13 protein-coding genes and 4 tRNA genes are annotated in these 14,409 nt (G+C 67.7%); 12 read left to right on the top strand and 5 right to left on the bottom strand.

Annotated elements, in window-relative coordinates:
* The first annotated feature begins 15 nt into the window (after positions 1-15).
* Positions 16-1,239, top strand: a complete 1,224-nt coding sequence (locus tag ACFM35_RS05905; RefSeq protein WP_378839601.1) for an alpha/beta hydrolase — start codon at positions 16-18, stop codon at positions 1,237-1,239.
* Here ACFM35_RS05905 and ACFM35_RS05900 read toward each other — a convergent pair.
* The 3 genes from ACFM35_RS05900 to ACFM35_RS05890 all read right to left on the bottom strand — a co-directional run bounded on the left by ACFM35_RS05900 (position 1,208) and on the right by ACFM35_RS05890 (position 3,381).
* The gene (locus tag ACFM35_RS05900) at positions 1,208-1,930 is read right to left on the bottom strand and encodes a dihydrofolate reductase family protein (RefSeq protein ID WP_378839599.1); all 723 of its coding nucleotides are present in this window, start codon (positions 1,928-1,930) and stop codon (positions 1,208-1,210) included. The two genes, ACFM35_RS05905 and ACFM35_RS05900, sit on opposite strands and share 32 nt — an antisense overlap.
* Before the next feature lie 8 nt (positions 1,931-1,938).
* Entirely contained in the window at positions 1,939-2,379 is a 441-nt protein-coding gene (locus tag ACFM35_RS05895; protein ID WP_378839596.1) for a SufE family protein, read from the bottom strand.
* Between the two features lie 99 nt (positions 2,380-2,478).
* Positions 2,479-3,381, bottom strand: coding sequence for a sulfurtransferase (locus tag ACFM35_RS05890; protein ID WP_378839594.1), 903 nt, complete (start codon positions 3,379-3,381; stop codon positions 2,479-2,481).
* Positions 3,382-3,512: 131 nt separating this feature from the next.
* Here ACFM35_RS05890 and zapE point away from each other — a divergent pair, with 131 nt between their 5' ends.
* The 4 genes from zapE (at position 3,513) to ACFM35_RS05870 (ending at position 7,852) form a co-directional block, all read left to right on the top strand.
* Positions 3,513-4,547: a cell division protein ZapE gene (gene zapE, locus ACFM35_RS05885; RefSeq protein WP_378839591.1), complete on the top strand. Its 1,035-nt coding sequence runs from the start codon at positions 3,513-3,515 to the stop codon at positions 4,545-4,547.
* Between the two features lie 168 nt (positions 4,548-4,715).
* Complete coding sequence (locus ACFM35_RS05880; RefSeq protein ID WP_378839589.1) at positions 4,716-5,984, top strand: ammonium transporter; 1,269 nt, start codon at positions 4,716-4,718, stop codon at positions 5,982-5,984.
* Positions 5,985-6,081: 97 nt separating this feature from the next.
* Positions 6,082-6,630: a type II toxin-antitoxin system PemK/MazF family toxin gene (locus tag ACFM35_RS05875; RefSeq protein WP_378839587.1), complete on the top strand. Its 549-nt coding sequence runs from the start codon at positions 6,082-6,084 to the stop codon at positions 6,628-6,630.
* Positions 6,631-6,760: 130 nt separating this feature from the next.
* Complete coding sequence (locus tag ACFM35_RS05870) at positions 6,761-7,852, top strand: hypothetical protein (protein WP_378839585.1); 1,092 nt, start codon at positions 6,761-6,763, stop codon at positions 7,850-7,852.
* A gap of 40 nt (positions 7,853-7,892) precedes the next feature.
* Here ACFM35_RS05870 and ACFM35_RS05865 read toward each other — a convergent pair.
* Positions 7,893-7,965: transfer RNA gene (locus tag ACFM35_RS05865), tRNA-Val, on the bottom strand.
* Positions 7,966-8,116: 151 nt separating this feature from the next.
* On the opposite strand from ACFM35_RS05865, the gene ACFM35_RS05860 reads away from it, so the two are divergent.
* The 6 genes from ACFM35_RS05860 (at position 8,117) to ACFM35_RS05835 (ending at position 12,606) form a co-directional block, all read left to right on the top strand.
* Positions 8,117-8,188 (top strand) — tRNA-Gly (locus tag ACFM35_RS05860).
* A 50-nt stretch (positions 8,189-8,238) separates the two neighbouring features.
* Positions 8,239-8,312: transfer RNA gene (locus ACFM35_RS05855), tRNA-Cys, on the top strand.
* 25 nt (positions 8,313-8,337) lie between these two features.
* Positions 8,338-8,412, top strand: a tRNA-Val gene (locus ACFM35_RS05850).
* Between the two features lie 170 nt (positions 8,413-8,582).
* Positions 8,583-9,884, top strand: coding sequence for a low temperature requirement protein A (locus ACFM35_RS05845; RefSeq protein WP_378839583.1), 1,302 nt, complete (start codon positions 8,583-8,585; stop codon positions 9,882-9,884).
* 221 nt (positions 9,885-10,105) lie between these two features.
* On the top strand, positions 10,106-12,034 hold the full coding sequence (gene thrS, locus ACFM35_RS05840; RefSeq protein WP_378839854.1) for a threonine--tRNA ligase: 1,929 nt from the start codon (positions 10,106-10,108) through the stop codon (positions 12,032-12,034).
* Positions 12,034-12,606 carry an HIT family protein gene (locus ACFM35_RS05835; protein WP_378839581.1) on the top strand — a complete coding sequence of 191 codons (573 nt, stop codon included), beginning with the start codon at positions 12,034-12,036 and terminating at the stop codon, positions 12,604-12,606. Before thrS ends, ACFM35_RS05835 begins: the two co-directional genes overlap by 1 nt.
* Positions 12,607-12,612: 6 nt before the next feature.
* On the opposite strand, the gene pdxY is transcribed toward ACFM35_RS05835, so the two are convergent.
* Positions 12,613-13,464: a pyridoxal kinase PdxY gene (pdxY, locus tag ACFM35_RS05830; RefSeq protein WP_378839579.1), complete on the bottom strand. Its 852-nt coding sequence runs from the start codon at positions 13,462-13,464 to the stop codon at positions 12,613-12,615.
* A 41-nt stretch (positions 13,465-13,505) separates the two neighbouring features.
* Here pdxY and pdxS point away from each other — a divergent pair, with 41 nt between their 5' ends.
* Positions 13,506-14,399: a pyridoxal 5'-phosphate synthase lyase subunit PdxS gene (gene pdxS, locus ACFM35_RS05825; RefSeq protein ID WP_378839577.1), complete on the top strand. Its 894-nt coding sequence runs from the start codon at positions 13,506-13,508 to the stop codon at positions 14,397-14,399.
* The last annotated feature ends 10 nt before the right edge of the window (positions 14,400-14,409 follow it).

Below are 14,409 nucleotides of genomic sequence, written 5' to 3'. Positions count from 1 at the left end.
TAGGCTGGGGCCTCGATGGTCGTCCCCAGGCGCGCCGCACGCAGCGGCGCCTCACTCGCTGCTCGATCCGGCTTCGTCGCCGCGATCAGTGTCTTGTCCGGCGCGCTCGTGGCCGCCACCGCAGCGATGACCTTCGTGTCCGTCGCGATGGCTCGCCGAGTGGTCACGCCTGCCGCCCGCGTCGCGGACACCGAGATCCTCGGACTCGACACCGCGGCTCAGACGATCACGCTCGCCCGCACCGCCGACACGGAGCTTCCGGGTCGGTACGGGCTCTTCACGACGGGGACCACCGATTACGTCAAGCTCGGCTCGGTGCTGTTCGAAGACGCCACCAGCGTCAAGCGGAAACTGCTGACCCACGTCGCCGGCAACGCTCATCTGTCCTCGCGCGCGGCTTTCAGCGGCTGGTACTACGACCGGCCGGAGGAGCTCCAACTGCCGTTCACGAACGAGCTGATCGGTTCGGCCCTCGGACCGTGCCCCGCGTGGCTGTTCCCCGCGGCGGAGATGTCGGACGTCTGGGTCATCCAAGTGCACGGGCGGGGGACGACGCGCTCGGAATGCCTGCGCGCGGTGCCCGTCTTCCATCGGCTCGGGATGACGACTCTCGTCGTCTCGTACCGCAACGACGGGGAGGGTCCGCGCAGTCGCACCGGGACGTACGGGCTCGGAGCGACGGAATGGCGGGACGTCGATGCGGCGGTGAGCTTCGCCCGGCGTCGCGGGGCCCAGCGCGTACTGGTGATGGGGTGGTCCATGGGCGGCGCGATCGCCCTCCAGGTCGCACTGACCTCTGCGCACCGCAGCACGATCGCGGGCGTCATCCTCGATTCGCCGGTCATCGACTGGCGCATCGTCTTGGACTATCAGGCGGAGCTCCTGCACATCCCACGCCCCGTGGCCAGAATGGCGATCAGCACGCTCCGTTCGGAGTGGGCCACGCCCGTCACAGGTGCGGGGGGTGCGATCCCGTTCGACAAGCTGGATGTCGTGGCGCGCGCGGCAGAGCTGCAGCATCCGATCCTCATCCTGCACAGCGACGACGACGGCTTCGTACCGAGCGGCGCGTCGCATCTCCTGTACGCCGCGCGCCCCGACCTGGTGGAGCTGAACGTCTTCGACGTGGCGCGCCACACCAAGTTGTGGAACTACGACCAGGAGCGATGGAGCGATGCGATCGAGTCCTGGGTGCTCCGCCACGGATTCACGTCCGACGACGCAGGCGCAGGTAGCTGAAGCCGCTCCCGTCCACGACCATCCCGGCCACGTCGGTCACGGGCCGTGAGTCGTGGCCCACGCGCAGGAACGGGGCGTCTGCCTGCTCGATCACGGGAGCGACCGTGACGCAGTACTCGTCGATGACCCCGGCCTCGGCGAACTGCGAGGCCAGGCCCGGCCCGCCCTCGCACACCACACGCCGCAGGTCGCGCTCGGCGAGCGCCTCGATGATCGCAGCGGGCGCGAGGTGCGGGCCGCCGGCGACGGCGACGACCTGGACGCCGTGGATGCTCGTGCGCGCGGCGAGCTCTGCCGCGCGGTCTGCGGGGCAGACGAGCAGCACCTGGTCGGCCGCTGCTCCGGGCTCCAGCGTGAGACGGTGTCCGCTGAGATCACCCGAGGTGGTCACGATGGCCAAACGCGCCGATCGCGGCACCACGTACCCTTCGGCGCGGACGCTCTGCGCTCCGACGAGGACGACGTCGGCATCGCGCCGGATGATGCCGAGGATCATCCGATCGACGCGGTTCGTCAGCGTCTCGCTCGTGCCGTCGTCACCGGCGGCCGAGCCGGTGACGCTCGTGATCATGTTGAGCCGGACGTAGGAGGGTTCGGTACGCGTGTACGCCTCGGTGAGGAGACGCCGCCCGTCCGCAGAGGCGGCGTCCGCGCTCGACAGCGTGTGCGGAATGATCTCGGTGACGATCACGACAGGTCTCAGTCGACGGTTCTGAGCCGCACCTGGCGCTGCGCGCGCAGCAGCATGCCGGTCATGCCGGCGAGCCGAAGGGGCGACACCGCCCGAGTCAGTCCGATGCTCTGCGGGAAGTCCGAGGGGATGGCGAGCACCTCGGCGGCGCTCAGCCCCGAGATCGCCTGCACGAGGATGCTCGCGAACCCGCGTGTCGTAGGGGCCTCCGGCGGGGCCGTCGCGTGCATCGCGACGACGCCGTCATCATCGACGTCCACGATGATGTACACCGGCGACTGGCACTCCACGACCCGCTCGCGCAGCTCGGGTCGATCGTCGTACTCGGCCGGCACGGGAGGCAGCTCGCGCGAGTACTCGAGGAGAAGCTGAAGACGATCGGCCTCCGGGAGCTCGAGGAACTCGTCGCGGATCTCGGCCAGGGCGCCCGGCAGTGCTGTCTCGCTCATCGACTCCATCCTCCCATGCCGCCCGTGGCGTCAGGGGGTCGTGCAGCACCGGGAGACGACGGATGCCGCAACCGGTGCCGGTCGCGGCATCCGTCATCCTCAGCGAGCGGGGATCTCGCCCGGCTCCGCGCCGACGGCGATGGGGACGCGCACCGCGCTGCCCCACTCGGTCCAGGAGCCGTCGTAGTTGCGGACGTCCTCGAAGCCGAGCAGATGCTGCAGCACGAACCACGTGTGGCTCGACCGCTCGCCGATCCGGCAGTAGGCGACCACCTGGTCACCGGGCTTCAGCCCCGCCCCGTCGAGGTAGACGGCCTCGAGTTCGGCGCGGGACTTGAACCCTCCGTCTTCGGCGACGGCCTTGCCCCAGGGCACGCTCCGCGCGGAGGGGATGTGCCCGGCTCGGAGGGCGCCTTCTTCGGGATATGCGGGTGCCGATGTGCGCTCGCCGGAGTACTCCTCGGGGGAGCGCACATCGATCAGCGGACTGCCGAGGTGCGCGAGCACATCGTCCTTGTAGGCGCGCAGCTTCGCGTCGTCCCGCTCGACGACCGGATAGTCGGTGGACTCGCGGGTCGTGGCATCCGTCGTCAGCGGCCGCCCTTCGGCGATCCACTTGTCTCTGCCGCCGTCCAGGAGGCGCACGTCCTCGTGGCCGAAGAGGGAGAAGACCCACAGGGCGTAGGCGGCCCACCAGTTGTTCTTGTCGCCGTAGATGACGATCGTGTCGTCCCGGCTGATGCCCTTCCTGCTGAGGAGCGCCGCGAAGCCGTCGCCGTCGAGGTAGTCGCGCACGACGGGGTCGTTCAGCTCGGTGTGCCAATCGACCTTGACGGCACCGGGGATGTGGCCTGTCTCGTAGAGGAGGACGTCCTCGTCGGATTCGACGACGACGAGACCGGGGAGGTCGAGACGCTCCTGCAGCCAATCGCCGGTCACGAGCCTGCCCGGTTCGGAGTACTCGGCGAACTTGGGTGATGAGGTGTCGTGCTCGACGGTCATGGTGCTCCTCGGAGGGGCCCGCGGGATCGGGGGCGATGGCGGCGACGGCGTAGGGTTGACACCGTCTCCTCGACCCTAGATTCCGTCGACGGGGTACGCGCCCGTTCCGTAAGAATGTGACACAGGATTCCATGACCTCAACGTCTGCCCGCACGGGGATCATCCACATCGGCGATCAGACACCGCTCGTGTCGGGCGACGAGATGGTCGCGGCCCTCGTTCCGCCGCCGCAGTTCGACGGGGCCACGTTCGATTCCTATCGCACCGATCCGGCGTACCCGTCCCAGGTGGAGGCGAAGGACAAGCTGATCGCGTTCGCCGCCGGAGGGGCGCCCGCCGAGCGCGGCGGGCTGTTCCGGCGGGCGAAGAAGGCCCCGGACGTCAAACCCGGCGTCTACCTCGACGGTGGTTTCGGCGTGGGCAAGACCCACCTGCTCGCCGCGATCTACCACGCCATGCCGGCACGGCGGAAGTACTTCGGATCGTTCATCGAGTACACCGCTCTGGTCGGCGCGATGGGCTACCAGAAGACCGTCGCCCTCTTCCAGGGCTCGGATCTGCTGTGCATCGACGAGTTCGAACTCGACGATCCGGGTGACACGATGGTCATGACCCGGCTGCTCGGGGAGCTGGTGGCCACGGGCACCCGGCTGGCCGCGACATCCAACACGCCTCCGAACGCACTCGGCGAAGGCCGTTTCGCCGCCCAGGACTTCCTGCGCGAGATCCATGCGATGAGCGCAAGTTTCGAGACCATCCGGATCGACGGGACCGACTATCGGCAGCGCGCGCTCGACGGGCACGCGCTCGTGCTCACCGAGACCGACTACGAGCAGGCGGTGGCGGATGCCGCGGCCGGCGCTCTCGTGTCGGACGACGCGTTCACGACCCTGGTGGATCACCTCGCCCGCGTGCACCCCAGTCGCTACATCCGACTCATCGACGGGCTTTCCGTGATCGGCATCCGCGGGGTCGAACAGCTCGAAGATCAGTCCTCGGCGTTGCGTCTGGTCGCCTTCATCGATCGCGCGTATGACGCACAGATCCCGATCCGCGCCACCGGGCTGTCGCTGGACCAGGTCTTCGGCGATGAGATGCTTGCCGGCGGCTACCGGAAGAAGTACCTTCGGGCCATCTCACGGCTCATCGCCCTCACGAACGAATGACGGCGATTGCGCGGCTCTGCCACGGCTCCGCGAAACCTGATGTTTACGTGGCGGCACCCGGCGTAACGGGACGGTAACAAGGCACCGACGGTCGCGGAAACCCGCTGAAAGCAGACTGGGGGCACCCGACGCGTTTTCCTGCGTCCCTGCAGAGAGGTTCCACCTGAGATGGATCAAGGCAACACCGCATTCATCCTGCTAGCCGCGGCGCTCGTGCTGCTCATGACCCCCGGCCTGGCATTCTTCTACGGCGGCCTGGTCAAGGCGAAGAGCGTCATCAGCATGATGATGATGAGCTTCGGCGCGATCGGTCTGATCGGCGTCCTCTGGGTCGTCTACGGCTACGCGATCGCCTTCCCGTCGGCTGACGGCCTCGGCGCACCCTGGTCGATCGACTGGAGCGCCATCGGGCTCGAAAGCCTTCTCGAGACGCCGGAGGGCGCCGCGTACCCGCCGTTGGCCTTCGTCGCGTTCCAGGCGACCTTCGCGATCATCACCGTCGCGCTGGTGTCGGGCGCCATCGCCGACCGTGCCAAGTTCGGCTCGTGGATGATCTTCGCGGCCGTGTGGGCGACCGTCGTGTACTTCCCGGTGGCGAGCTGGGTCTTCAACTTCGGCCTCGCCGACGACGGCAGCTTCGCCTACGGCGGATGGATCACCTATGGCCTCCAGGAGTGGATCGGGGTGGGTGCGATCGACTTCGCCGGCGGTACCGCGGTGCACATCAACGCCGGTGCGGCAGCGCTCGCGCTCGCGCTCGTTCTCGGAAAGCGCGTCGGTTTCCAGAAGGGCATCGCCGTCCCGCACAACCCGCCGTTCGTCCTGCTGGGTGCGGGCCTCCTGTGGTTCGGCTGGTTCGGGTTCAACGCCGGCTCCGAGCTTGCTGCGGACAACACGGCCGCGATCGCGTTCGTGAACACCATCGCCGCTCCCGCTGCGGCGCTGCTGGCATGGCTGCTCGTCGAGAAGCTCAAGGACGGCAAGCCCACCTCGGTCGGCGCTGCGTCCGGCGCCGTGGCCGGTCTGGTCGCCATCACGCCCGCGTGCGGGTCGCTCACCCCGATCTGGGCGATCGTGCTCGGAGTCGTCGCCGGCGCGGTGTGCGCACTCGCGGTGGAGCTGAAGTGGAAGCTCGGTTTCGACGACTCGCTCGACGTCGTGGGCATCCACCTCGTCGGTGGCCTCATCGGCACCCTGTACCTCGGCTTCTTCGCCAACGGCACCGGCCTGTTCCTCGGCGGCGACGCCCGCCAGCTGCTCGTGCAGGCCATCGCGGCCTTCTCGGTGCTGATCTACTCGTTCGTCCTCGCCTTCGCCATCGGCTGGGTCATCGAGAAGACCATTGGCTTCCGCGTCAAGAACGAAGACGAGATCGCCGGGATCGACACCGTCGTCCACGGCGAGGAGGGCTACGTCCTCAGCGACGCGCGCTCCTGACACCTCGTATGACGATGGGCGCCGCGGACTCTCCGCGGCGCCCATCGGCGGTTCCGAGGATCGTCGCGCACGGGGGCGCGATCGATAGGGTGACGGAATGACCCACCCCGTGCGCTCCTTCCTCTCGCGTCTGTTCGGCACGGCACCTGCGAAGCGAGCGGATGCTGCGCCCGCGGGCGCACGCAGGTCCGCGGGCCCCGGACGGCCTCCGGTGCCCGCGGACACCGCACAGGCGCTCGCGACGCGAGAGGTCGTCCCGCCGGCGAAGACGGGTCTGCGCATCTCCTACGCCCCGTCCCGGGACGGCCAGCCCGACGCAGGCGAGGTCATCTGGACGTGGGTGCCGTACGACGAGAACGACGGCCGTGGCAAGGACCGTCCGGTCCTCGTCATCGGACGTCAGTCGGCCGACCGGGTATACGCCGTCCGACTCACGAGCAAGCCGCACGAGGCCGACCGCGATTTCCTCTCGATCGGCACGGGGTCGTGGGACAGCCAGGGGAGGCCCTCATGGGTCGACGTCGAACAGGTCTACAGCGTGCACACCGGGGGTATGCGGCGCGAGGCATCCGCTCTTGATCTCGAGCGGTTCATGCGCGTGGCCGATGCTCTGCACAGGCGGTACGGCTGGGCGGTCGGCACCTGAGCGGTGTCCACTGAACGGCCTACATACCGCAGGGTGAGCCGATCAGTAAGTTGGAGAGACAGCCTCACGCCCATCGACACTTCGCGTCATCGGTCCCCAGGGTGCCTCGTCCCCATCAGAAAGCTGTCGCATGAAGCACGCCGTCCGATCTCGCACCGTCGCGCTGCTCGCCGCCTGTCTCCTCCTCGTGGGGATGCTCGTCGCACACGCCTCGCCTGCGCGCGCCGCTTCTGTGGCACCGTCCGCCCAAGCGAACGCCAGGGCGATGCTCGACAGCGGGCGGCTGAGTTTCGGCACGTCGTCGGCGCAGTCGCAGATCCAGGCCTACGCCAATGGGTACGAATACACCAACCCGCGCACGAATCGTGCCTGCAACATCAACGACGTCCTCCTCGACGCGTTGAAGCGGGTCGTGGTCGACCAGAGCTTCTCGATCAGGATCGTCTCGTTGAACAGATGGTGCGAAGGCAGCGAGCCGACGGCCTGGTGGCAGTTCCACATCGTCAACGGCGGCGGACACGCGGTGGACATCATCCGCGTGAACGGCGTGGCCTCCACCGGCGCCACGCGCCAGGACGTCGCGTTCGTGCGCTCATTGACGAGCGTGCTGCCGACCCCCGCCGGTGTGGGGCAGCTGAACTGCGGACAGAACCTGACCGTTCCTTCGGGCTGGACGAGGTTCAACGACTCCTGCGACCACCTGCACGTCGAGTATCGCGGAGCCGATGTCGAACCCTCGACCGCCCCGGCCTCGCCGATCCCGGTCTACCGGTTCTGGAGTCCGGTCTACCAGGGTCACTTCTATACGGCCGACGCCGCAGAGCGCGACAATGTGGCCGCGCGATGGCCCGACATCTGGTCCTATGAGGGTCAGCGGTACACGGCGTTCCGGAAGCAGGCGCCCGGAACCGTGGCGCTCTACCGGTTCTGGAGCGCGCAGTACAACGGGCACTTCTTCACCGCGGATGCCGGCGAGCGGGATCGGGTGATCAGCACCTGGCCCGATGTGTGGAGCTATGAAGGCGTGGCGTACTTCGTGTACCCGGCGACCTCGACGCAACCGGGGACGGTGCCGGTCGCCCGCTTCTGGAGTCCGACGGCGCGGCACCATTTCTACACCGCGAGCGCCGCGGAGAGGGATCGGGTCATCGCGCTCTGGCCGAACTTCTGGTCGTACGAGGGCGACAACTTCCGAGTACCCGCGGAAGGTGTCGCGCCGTGATGGCCTGAAGCGACCGCCTGACGGCACGGGGGAGTGAGGGTGGGCGATGCCGGACTCGAACCGACGACCTCTTCCGTGTGAAGGAAGCGCGCTACCAACTGCGCCAATCGCCCCGCTGGCCCTGGGGCCGATTGATCATGTTACCGGATGCCGGCGCCCGCCGAGAACCGCATCCGCGGGTGACACGCGAGGTCCAGCCTGGTTTGGAACCGGGCTGAGGATCAGGTAAAGTCATGCGAGTGCCCGGAGCGATCCGGGTGCGATGCGGATGTGGCGCAGTGGTAGCGCATAACCTTGCCAAGGTTAGGGTCGCGAGTTCGAATCTCGTCATCCGCTCGAGTGCAGAACTCCCTTTCCGGGGAGTCTGGCATGTGGGGAAACCCTGTGGTGGCGTGGCCGAGCGGCTAGGCACCGGCCTGCAAAGCCGTTTACACGGGTTCGAATCCCGTCGCCACCTCCACTCTCCAACTGAACAGCCTGAAGAGGCGCGATTGGCGCAGCGGTAGCGCGCTTCCCTGACACGGAAGAGGTCACTGGTTCGATCCCAGTATCGCGCACCACGAAAAACCCCGGCTCGCCGGGGTTTTTTCTTGCCCAGGCGGCTCGCTCGATGTCGCTGAGGTCGGACGAAGGCTCATCTGCGGATGGACGGATGCGCCCGACGGTGGCGCACACCACGGTGCCCAGGATGCGAGGATGTCGGCAATCGCGCATCACACCAGGAGGCACTGTGGCAGGGCACGAAGTCGACGGTCACCCGGGGGCGGCCGAGCGAATGGGCTATTACCGGCACGCCCTCACGCGCATGCGCGGACGTTCGACGGCGGGCTCCCATCGCCCCGCGACGCCGCTCGAGCTGCTCTTCGACTTGACGTTCGTCGCGGCCTTCGGCGTCGCCGGGAACGAATTCGCCCACGCGATCGCCGAGGGGCACTGGCAATCGGGCTTGGTGGCGTTCATGTTCGCGATGGGCTCCATCGTGTGGGCGTGGATCAACTTCTCCTGGTTCGCTTCGGCCTTCGACACCGATGACTGGCTGTTCCGCGTGGTGACGATGGTGCAGATGACCGGGGTCATCGTCCTGGCGATCGGCATCCCCGCCCTCTTCGCCTCGATCGAAGAGGGACAGGCGATCGACAATCGCGTCGTGGTGGCGGGCTATGTCGTGATGCGTGTCGCCATGGTGGCGCAGTGGCTGCGCGTCGCAGCGAGCGATCCGGTCTACCGGTCGGCCGCGCTGACGTACGCGGTGTTCGTCTCCGTCGCTCAGGTCGGGTGGATCGCCGTCGCGATCCTTCCGTTCGATCTGCTTCAGGCATCCTTCGCCGCGATCCTCCTGTGGTCGATCGAACTGCTCGGCCCCGTCGTCGCCGAACGGCGCGGTGTGCGCAGCGGCGGCGGGTCGACCCCGTGGCATCCGCTCCACATCGCCGAACGGTACTCGCTGCTCACGATCGTCGCCCTCGGCGAGACCGTGCTGGGTACGCTCGCCGCCGCACAGGGCATTTCGGCGGCGGAGGGGTGGGGCGTTTCCACCGTCGTCATCATCGGAGCCGGCGTCGCGCTGTCGTTCGCCTTGTGGTGGCTCTATTTCCTGGTCCCTGCCGGGCCCGTACTCGCGCTCCGCCGCGACCGGGCGTTCCCGTGGGGCTACGGTCACATCCTGGTCTTCGCGTCCATCGCCGCGGTCGGGACCGGCCTGCACGTGATCGGCTACGTCTACGACGAGCACTATCACGTGTCGACGATGACCGCGGTCGTGGCGATCGCCGTCCCCGTCCTGATCTTCCTCGTCGCAATCCTCCTGCTTCACGCCTGGCTCTTGTCCTCGCTGCCGCGCACAGCTGGTCTGCAGTTCATCACCCTGCTGCTGCCGGCGGCAGCGATCGGCGCGGCCGCGCTCGGCGTGGATCTGTGGGCGTGCGTCCTGCTCGTGCTCGCTGCTCCCGTCGTGCTGATCCTGGCGTACGAGGGCGGAGCGTGGCGGATGCTGCAGACGCAGCTGGATTCTGTCCTCGGCGATCACCGCTGAGGTGCGGCGGCGGACTCGGCGCGGCATCCGTCGTCACCGTAGACTGGGCGCATGGACCAGTCGCAGCGCGTCCTGTCGACCCCGACGACGCGAACTCCGACCGCTTGAGCGGGCGGGGCGCCGCGCGCGCCCGATGCTGAGTGACCGCGTTCCCCCTTCTTCTGGAGAGATCTCTCGTGTCTGACGGCTTTTCACTGTTCACCGATCGTTCCGTCGTGGCCATGCGCGTCAACGGCGAACTGACCGACCTCGCGTCCGAGGTGACCGAAGCCGACACCGTCGAGCCGGTGACGATCGACAGCCCCGACGGGCTGAACATCCTGCGGCACTCTGCGGCCCATGTGCTCGCCCAGGCGGTGCAGCGCATCAATCCGCAGGCGAACCTCGGTATCGGCCCGCCCATCACCGACGGCTTTTACTACGACTTCGGTGTGGATGTGCCGTTCACTCCCGAGGACGTGAAGGCCGTCGACAAGGAGATGCAGCGGATCATCCGCGAGGGCCAGCGCTTCGTCCGTCGGGTGGTCAGCGAGGACGAAGCACGCACCGAGCTCGCCGCCGAGCCGTTCAAGCTCGAGCTGATCGGGCTGAAAGGACCAGGAGCCGACGCCACCGAAGGCGCCTCGGTCGAGGTGGGAGCGGGCGAGCTCACGATCTACGACAACGTCAACCGCGACGGAGAGACGGTCTGGAAGGACCTGTGCCGCGGCCCGCACCTGCCGAACACGCGCATGATCGGCAACGGCTGGGACCTCACCCGTGTGGCTGCCGCGTACTGGCGCGGGAGCGAGAAGAACCCTCAGCTGCAGCGCATCTACGGAACGGCCTGGCCCACGAAGGACGAGCTGCGCGCCCACCAGGAGCGCCTCGCCGAAGCGGCGCGTCGCGACCACCGGAAGCTCGGCGCGGAGCTCGATCTCTTCTCGTTCCCCGACGAGATCGGTCCGGGGCTCGCGGTCTTCCACCCCAAGGGGGGGATGATCCGCTACGAGATCGAGCGCTACATGCGCGAGCGGCTCCTCGCGAACGGGTACGAGATGGTCAACTCGCCGCACATCACCAAAGCCGACCTGTTCATGACGAGCGGTCACCTGCAGTGGTACGCCGACGGCATGTACCCGCCGATGCAGCTCGACGAGGTCGTGGACGCCGACGGCAACGTGTCGCGCCAGGGGCAGGAGTACTACCTCAAGCCGATGAACTGCCCGTTCCACAACCTGATCTTCCGGTCACGCGGTCGCAGCTACCGCGAGCTTCCGCTGCGGCTCGCCGAGTTCGGGACGGTGTACCGCTACGAGAAGAGCGGCACCCTGTCGGGTCTGACCCGCGTCCGCGGTATGACCCAGGACGATGCGCACATCTATGTCGCGCAGGATCAGGTGCGCGAAGAGCTCACCCGCAACCTGGAGTTCGTGCTGCAGGTGCTGCGCGATTACGGACTCGACGACTTCTACCTCGAGCTCTCCACCAAGGAGGAGGGCAACCCGAAGTTCCTGGGGTCCGACGATCTGTGGGCGGATGCGACCGAGACGTTGCGCCAGGTGGCCGAGGCATCCGGTCTCGAACTCGTTCCCGACCCCGGTGGGGCGGCGTTCTATGGGCCCAAGATCTCGGTGCAGGCGCGCGACGCCATCGGCCGGACGTGGCAGATGTCGACGATCCAGCTCGATTTCAACCAGCCGGAGCGGTTCGAACTCGAGTACACCGGGCCCGACGGCGCGAAGCATCGTCCGGTCATGATCCATCGCGCACTCTTCGGCTCGATCGAGAGGTTCTTCGCGATCCTGCTCGAGCACTACGCCGGGGCGTTCCCGATCTGGCTCTCACCGCTGCAGGTCATCGGCATCCCGGTGGCCGAGCAGTACGTGGATTACCTCGACGACATCATCCACCGCCTGCGAGCCGGCGGTGTGCGCGCCGAGGTCGATCACAGCGACGACCGGATGCAGAAGAAGATCCGCACCCACACGACACAGAAGGTCCCCCTCCAGCTCATCGTGGGGGAGCAGGACAGGGACGGCGGCACGGTCTCGTTCCGGTTCCGCGACGGGACGCAGACGAACGGTGTGCCCGTCGACGACGCCATCCGCCGGATCACAGACGCCATCTCGGGCCGGGTCCTCGTCAACACCGCGGCGGACTTCGAGTGATGACGGCTCCCGCCGACGACGCAGCGCACCACGACGGCGACGTGCCGTCGGCGGCTGCATCAGGTCTGGTCGGCGTGCCCGACGAGTTCCAGCGACTGTGGACGCCGCACCGGATGGTCTACATCCAGGCGGGTCCTGAACCGCTCCGCGAGACCTGCCCCTTCTGTGCGGCGCCGGATCTCCCCGATGAGCAGGGGCTGATCGTCGCGCGGGGGAAGACGAGCTACGCGCTGCTCAACCTGTTCCCCTACAACTCCGGTCACCTGCTGGTGTGCCCCTACCGCCATATCGGGCTCTACGACGAGGCGAGCGAGGAGGAGGTCGCCGAGATCGGCGCGATGACGCAGACCGCGATGCGGGTGTTGCGTGCCGTGTCACGATGCGACGGCTTCAACATCGGCATGAATCAGGGCGCGGTCGCGGGAGCCGGTGTCGACGCGCACCTTCACCAACATGTCGTGCCCCGGTGGTCGTCGGACGCCAACTTCTTCCCGATCATCGCCAAGACCAAAGCGCTGCCACAGCTGCTCGGCGAGGTGCGCGAGACGATCGCTGCGGCCTGGCCGGCGTGAGGACGCTCAGCGCACCTGGGTGACCCCGAACTGCATGCGCGGATGGGCATAGAACTCCTGCGCCTCCACCAACTGGAGTTCCCGCTCTCCCGAGCGGTGGGTGTGCTCGAGAAGATCGAACACGCTGGACACGGTACGGGCGAGCGCGTCGGCGGCATCGCCGGTGCGCCCGAGATGCGCGGTGAACAGAGCGGCCGTGACGTCGCCCGAGCCGTTCGCCTTCATGGGCAGGAGCGGAGTCTGCACGATCCAGGCGCCGGCGTCGTCGACGACCAGCATCTCGATCGTGTCCGCCGGCCGATCCGGCCGCTCGACACTCGTGACGAGCACGGTTCGAGGGCCCATCGCGCGGGCGAGCTCGACCGACTCCAGCGTCGACTCGAGCGTGTCGGGGTCGGTGCGGGTCAGGTACCCCAGCTCGAACTGGTTCGGCGTGATGATGTCGGCCGCCGGCACCACGCGCTCGCGCAGCAGCTCGGGGATCGCCGGTGCCACGAAGCATCCGGACTTCGCGTTGCCCATCACGGGGTCGCACGCGTACACGGCCGACGGGTTGGCCGCCTTCACGCGCGCGACCGCATCGAGGATGACGTCCCCGATGCCCTCGCCGCCCTGATAGCCCGACAGCACGGCGTCGATTTCGGGGAAGACACCGCGCTCCTCGATGCCGGTGATGACGTCGCGGACGTCGTCGGGAGCGATGAGGGGGCCGCGCCACTGCCCGTACCCGGTGTGGTTGGAGAAATTCACCGTATTGACGGGGAGCACCTCCACGCCGATGCGCTGAAGGGGGAACACCGCGGCTGAATTGCCGACGTGGCCGTATGCCACGGCCGACTGGATGGAGAGGATCTTCACCCATCGATCTTCCCACTGGCGGGCGGGCTACGATTCTCGTCATGCCCGAAACTCCCCAGACAGGATCGAGCCGCGTCAAGCGCGGTCTCGCCGAGATGCTCAAGGGCGGCGTCATCATGGACGTCGTCACGGCCGACCAGGCCAGGATCGCCGAAGACGCCGGTGCTGTCGCCGTGATGGCGCTCGAGCGCGTACCGGCCGACATCCGCGCCGAGGGCGGCGTGTCGCGCATGAGCGACCCCGACATGATCGACGGCATCATCGCGGCCGTGTCGATTCCGGTGATGGCGAAGGCCCGCATCGGTCACTTCGTCGAAGCGCAGGTCCTGCAGGAGCTGGGCGTCGACTACATCGACGAATCCGAAGTGCTCTCGCCTGCCGACTACGTCAACCACATCGACAAGTGGGGCTTCACGGTGCCCTTCGTCTGCGGCGCGACGAACCTCGGCGAGGCCCTGCGTCGTATCAACGAGGGCGCCGCGATGATCCGTTCCAAGGGCGAGGCCGGTACCGGCGACGTCTCCGAGGCGACCAAGCACATCCGCAAGATCAAAAGCGAGATCAACGTCCTCCGGTCGATGACGAAGGACGAGCTCTACGTGGCCGCGAAGGAGCTCCAGGCCCCGTATGACCTCGTCGTCGAGGTCGCCGAGACCGGGTCTCTGCCCGTCGTGCTCTTCGTCGCCGGCGGCGTGGCGACACCGGCGGATGCCGCGATGATGATGCAGCTCGGCGCCGACGGGGTCTTCGTCGGCTCGGGCATCTTCAAGTCGGGCAATCCGGCGCAGCGCGCGGCGGCGATCGTGAAGGCCACCACCTTCTTCGACGATGCGAAGATCGTCGCAGATGTCTCGCGGGGACTGGGCGAGGCGATGGTGGGGATCAACGTCAAGGACCTGCCCGCGCCGCACCGTCTGTCCGAGCGCGGCTGGTAGAGCAGCGACG

Source organism: Microbacterium songi (assembly GCF_042747925.1).
Lineage (GTDB): Bacteria > Actinomycetota > Actinomycetes > Actinomycetales > Microbacteriaceae > Microbacterium.
The sequence above is the reverse complement of the archived record's forward strand: the minus strand, read 5'-3'. Positions and strand labels throughout refer to the sequence as shown.

Excerpts from the sequence above, each read along its gene's own strand:
- ACFM35_RS05875 (WP_378839587.1), top strand. The coding sequence starts at position 6,082 with ATGACCCACCCCGTGCGCTCCTTCCTCTCGCGTCTGTTCGGCACGGCA.
- thrS (WP_378839854.1), top strand. The coding sequence starts at position 10,106 with ATGCGCGTCAACGGCGAACTGACCGACCTCGCGTCCGAGGTGACCGAA.
- ACFM35_RS05890 (WP_378839594.1), bottom strand. The coding sequence starts at position 3,381 with ATGACCGTCGAGCACGACACCTCATCACCCAAGTTCGCCGAGTACTCC.
- zapE (WP_378839591.1), top strand. The coding sequence starts at position 3,513 with ATGACCTCAACGTCTGCCCGCACGGGGATCATCCACATCGGCGATCAG.
- ACFM35_RS05870 (WP_378839585.1), top strand. The coding sequence starts at position 6,761 with ATGAAGCACGCCGTCCGATCTCGCACCGTCGCGCTGCTCGCCGCCTGT.
- ACFM35_RS05895 (WP_378839596.1), bottom strand. The coding sequence starts at position 2,379 with ATGAGCGAGACAGCACTGCCGGGCGCCCTGGCCGAGATCCGCGACGAG.
- pdxS (WP_378839577.1), top strand. The coding sequence starts at position 13,506 with ATGCCCGAAACTCCCCAGACAGGATCGAGCCGCGTCAAGCGCGGTCTC.
- ACFM35_RS05835 (WP_378839581.1), top strand. The coding sequence starts at position 12,034 with ATGACGGCTCCCGCCGACGACGCAGCGCACCACGACGGCGACGTGCCG.
- ACFM35_RS05905 (WP_378839601.1), top strand. The coding sequence starts at position 16 with ATGGTCGTCCCCAGGCGCGCCGCACGCAGCGGCGCCTCACTCGCTGCT.
- ACFM35_RS05880 (WP_378839589.1), top strand. The coding sequence starts at position 4,716 with ATGGATCAAGGCAACACCGCATTCATCCTGCTAGCCGCGGCGCTCGTG.